This is a genomic window from Polaribacter sp. 20A6 (genome assembly GCF_011378915.1).
Classification (GTDB): Bacteria; Bacteroidota; Bacteroidia; order Flavobacteriales; family Flavobacteriaceae; genus Polaribacter; species Polaribacter sejongensis.
This window is the reverse complement of sequence record NZ_WTPZ01000016.1, coordinates 1-4,819: the sequence shown is the minus strand read 5'-3', so window position 1 is coordinate 4,819 and position 4,819 is coordinate 1. Positions and strand designations below refer to the sequence as shown.

The following is a 4,819-nucleotide window of genomic DNA, read 5'->3' as shown; positions in this document are numbered from 1 at the left end:
GATTGTCTTCTATAAATTTTCTAGTATTTATAGCAGAAGGGAAAGGGTTACCAATTAAGTAATCTTGATCAGTACCTATTTGAACTATGGTATTAAAATCACCATCATTAGGTGTTCCTGAGAAAGTATAGTTTTGTCCATCTTCTTTACCAGGTCCTTTAAAAATAAATCCATCACCTCTATTTATTTCACCATCTTCATTTTGATGTACATAGTTTATTCTACCATTAGTTTCAGGAGAATAGGTGTAAATCCAGTAATCTGCTAATGAAATGGCAAGTGTATTTGTTGGGTCAAAAGAACCATCATAACCATCAACAAATGTTATGTCTTTTGGATTGCTTGGATCTGTACCGTCTTTTAATACATCTTCTATAGTGTAGGTGTTAGTTCCTGAATTAACAGGAGAACTCATGTACCCATATCTATATAAACTAGGTATATCTGAGTTTTGATCTACTAAAAGTTTTCCCATAACACCAGTTGTTGTACTTGAAATTGTGCTAGTACCAGTGTGAGTTTGCACTAATTGAGCTAAAGTACCTGCTAAACGAATATCACCATCTAAAGTAATATCATTTGTAACTACTAACAATTGATCTGTTACTGTTAACGTGTTACTTGCATTAACTTTAAGTTTTCTAGCGCTTAATCTGTTTGTTTCATGTTTAAAATCTTGATCAATTACCACAGAACGAGATCTATCTGGATACCCATTTGTATACAAATTGTTAGTAGCTGTTGATGTAGTAATATTAATTCTATGTAGACCTAACAAAGTATTAGCTTCTGTACTAGAAGATTCAATTTCTGAGATTAAAGGATCTTGCGGATGTCTTTTATCTCCTGCAACAGTTTCATCACCAATTGGTTGATAAGGTAAAATAGCATCATCTATAAATACTACCCATTCATTTGCATCGTAGTTTTTATTGTATATTAATGTTTCATCTATTCTTACTTGTGATGTTTTATCAGCAATTGCTTGAATGATGTCATATCTGTTGTTGTAAGAAGAAGCATCATTGGTAGATGATAAAGTAACCATGTCATTAGCGCCTTCAATATTGGTTAATACGTCGCTATTTATAACTCTTGTTAGATCAGGGTTATCAAAGTTAGTAATTGCATTATTAGTGCTTTTTAACAATATAGATTTACCAGCAGCTAATATATTCGGAAATGTATAGAAAGTATCTGGAGCTGTGGTTTGTACACCTGTTTTATCTACATATAATTGAACTTGAATAAGATTAGCAGCAATACTTTTAGTAGCATGAATATTTGTAATTTCTATCCATCTGTCTTTTTCTGTATTCGTATCATTATCAAATTGATATACTTGAGTAATCATTGCAATTCCATCATCAGAAATATCTCTATAATCTACATCTCCAAAAGTTAAGGCATCTGTATCAGCATCTGTAAAATTATCCGTTTGTGTGTTGTCAAAAAGACCATTTACATCAGTATAACCTAAATCGGTATTACCCGTTTCTGCAAGATCGTTTAAACCATTAATACCAAAAGTACCTGTAGACATTCCGTTACCATCATTTGGTAAGCCTGTTCCAGATTCTATAACATCAAATATACCATCGCCATCAGAATCTAAGTCTAAATAATCTGGTATTGTATCTGCATTTACAGTTGCATTTTCGTCTGTATTTGTTGGGTTTACTCCAATAATTGCACCAGATTCATAAGCATCGTCCATACCATTGTTGTTTGCATCTGTTATTCCTGCACCAAAACCACTAGGAGCGATATAACCTTTAGATGTTTGGCTTTCTATATTATCTGGAATTCCGTCATTATCTGCATCTAAATCTAAGTAATTTGCAACAGCATCTCCATCTGTATTTGTAGGTGTATTGCCTGTACCTGCAGAACTTGGTATTCCGTTGTTAGGGTCTATATCTCCATCTGCTTTACCATCTCTATCAGCGTCTATACCACCAGCTTCTATAACATCTGGAATACCATCATTATCAGAATCTAAATCTAAAGAATTAGGGATACCATCTCCATCTTGATCATTAAAACTTGCTGGACATTCTAAAGTAGCAAAAACAATATTATCTACCCCAACATCATTCCCTGCAGAACCATTAGGTTGGTCGTTAAAAATTACAATATCTAAAGTGGTTTTTGTTGCTGTAAAGTTTAAAGATACTCTTCTCCAAATATCATCATTAGGTTCTCCTGCCGCTGGTGATGATATTGTTTGTGTTGTTGCTCCAGAATCATCTTGTACTTCCAATCTAAAAATTGGCTTGTCACTACATCCATTACATAAACCCGCTAAATCTAGTCTAAACCTATAATCTGCTCCAATAATTAAATTGGTTAAAGATTGACGATAAAACTCTGTATTAGCTTGATTAATCATGTTTATAGCTAAATATCTACTGTTTGTAGAACCACCTGCTGGACCTGTAAATTGATCTATATTTGAATCTATATTTCCATTTTTGTCTGTACGATTGTAGTCTGATAATCCTGAAGTGAGTGATGAAACTACGGCATAAGAACCATCTGGTATGGCACCAGAACTAGTATATGAATGATTTTCTACATTGTTATTTGTAGTTCTAGTAGTTCCTGTACCAAAGTCTTCGCTAGAAATTACAATAATTTCTACTTTTTCAGAAAGATCACAGTTTCCATCTTCTACACTGTCTATAATACCATCATTATCGCTATCTGCATCAATAGAATCTGGTATGCCATCATTATCTGTATCTATATTTACATTGATATCTCTGTAATCTACATCACCAATAGCGGAGTTGGCATCTCCATCGGTATCTGTAAAGTTATCCGTTTGTGTGTCATCATACTTTCCGTTTACATCTGTATATAAATTATCTGTACCATCTGTCTCAATAGCATCTGCAAGTCCGTTTGTACCAACAGTCCCTGTTACTTTACCAGCACCATCGTTCGATAAATTGCTTCCGGATTCAACAATGTCAAATAAACCATCACCATCAGCATCTAAGTCTAAATAATCTGGTTTAACATCTGCACCAGAAATAGCATTTTCATCTGTATTAATAGTTGTTAAACCTAATGAACCAGATCCGTCTGAATTACCATTAGGAGTTGCATCATAAGCGTCGTCTAAACCATCATTATCCGAATCGATTCCTGTAGGAGGGATATAACCTCTAGTAGTTTGTGCTTCAATATTATCTGGGATACCATCGTTATCTGAATCTAAATCTAACGAATTAGTGATGCCATCTCCATCAGGATCATTATCACAAATTTTACTTGACGATAATTTAGAAAAAGGAATAGCACTTTTGGTAATGCTGCTGCTTGAGTATTGAACAGTTAGAGATTCGCCTCCACCGTTTTCAAAAAATAGTACTGTAATGTCGTGTAAACCCGGTAATAAAGCGATACTTCCACTTTTTTCTGTAGGGCCATGGTTTCCGTCATTACTTACAATTTGATTATTATCTATAAATAGTTTAGAACCATCATCTGAGTTGGTGTAAAAAGTATACGTTTCTGAGGTTTCAATAGTTATAAAACCTGTATATCGTATACTAAAGGTATCACCATCTCCTGGTGTTTCTATAGCATAAAGAGTATCTACATCAAAATCTGTAACGGTACCCGTACCTTTTGCACCTGTTGTAGGTATGTTATCTACTGTAGAACCGGTAGGTACACTATCATAAAACTCATAGTTTAAACGATTATTTCTAGAAGCAGCACAATTGTTATCTGTTTCGTTAACATCTAAAATTCCATCGTTATCATCATCAATATCTATAGAGTCAATAATACCATCATTATCTGTATCTACTGTATCAGTGGTATTCGTTTTATTTGTTGATTTTCCTATAGAAGTAGTAATTAGAGTTTGTGAGTAACTATTTATTGTAAATAGAAATAACACATATAAAAACTGTGATTTTTTTAAACGAAATTTTTTCGTTTTATTAAGGGGGTTAATCATGAAAGAAAATTTATTGCAAAAGTAGTGGATTATTAATCAATTGAAGTGTTATTAGGCTTTGACCTCTAAGATAATACTCTATATTATTTTAAATGTATACGTAATATCCGTTTTTTTGGTTTTAGTATTCTTGTGTTTTTCTTAGATAATTGTTTTTTTTATTTTTTTTTATGAATTAGATAATGATTCTTATTTTTTATGAAATTGATATAAATAACCATTCATTATTTTTATTTTAAAAGAAGAAAATTTATTTTAAGTAAAACTGCATAAATGCTTTAAAATAGTAGTTTTATTTAGGTTTGTTAGAAACTATGACTATTTAATTTAACGTGTATATAAAAGTAAAGCAACTTTTTTTATACACGTTGTTTTATATTATTTTTTGATAAAAAAAAACGAGTAACAGAAATTTATTTCTGTTACTCGTTTTTAATTTAATCTACCTTAATTTATCAGTACAAGTATTTGTTATTCAATAATTACTTTTTTGTTAGTATCACCTTTATTAGTTCTCATTTTTACAATATAAATACCGGTTGGTATTTGTTTTTTAATGTCTAATTGATACGTACTTTTTTGTTCTTTAATATTCCAAAGACTTACTTTTTTACCAAGAATATCAAACAATTCTACTTTGTTAATTTCTATATCTTGATTTTTAGAGATTACAATATTGTTATTCTCATTGTCGGCATAAATACTTGTATATCCTTCTAAAATATCATCTTCTACACTAAGTACACTAGCATCTTTAAAAGCAAGTACAAAGCGATCTGTATAAACTCCTTTTTCTAAAGTTAAAGTAGCTTTTCCTTGTTTAACATTGTAAGATGTATTTGT

At 31.5% G+C, this 4,819-nt stretch carries 2 protein-coding genes; both read right to left on the bottom strand.

Annotated features, from left to right (window positions below; all coding sequences use genetic code 11):
* Nucleotides 1-3,976, bottom strand: a 3,976-nt coding sequence (locus tag GQS57_RS18080) for a PA14 domain-containing protein (RefSeq protein WP_240915526.1), incomplete at its 3' end; no start/stop codon positions are given.
* 471 nt (nt 3,977-4,447) lie between these two features.
* Nucleotides 4,448-4,819 (bottom strand): T9SS type A sorting domain-containing protein (locus GQS57_RS18075; protein ID WP_165734375.1); only part of this gene is annotated, 372 nt, incomplete at its 5' end.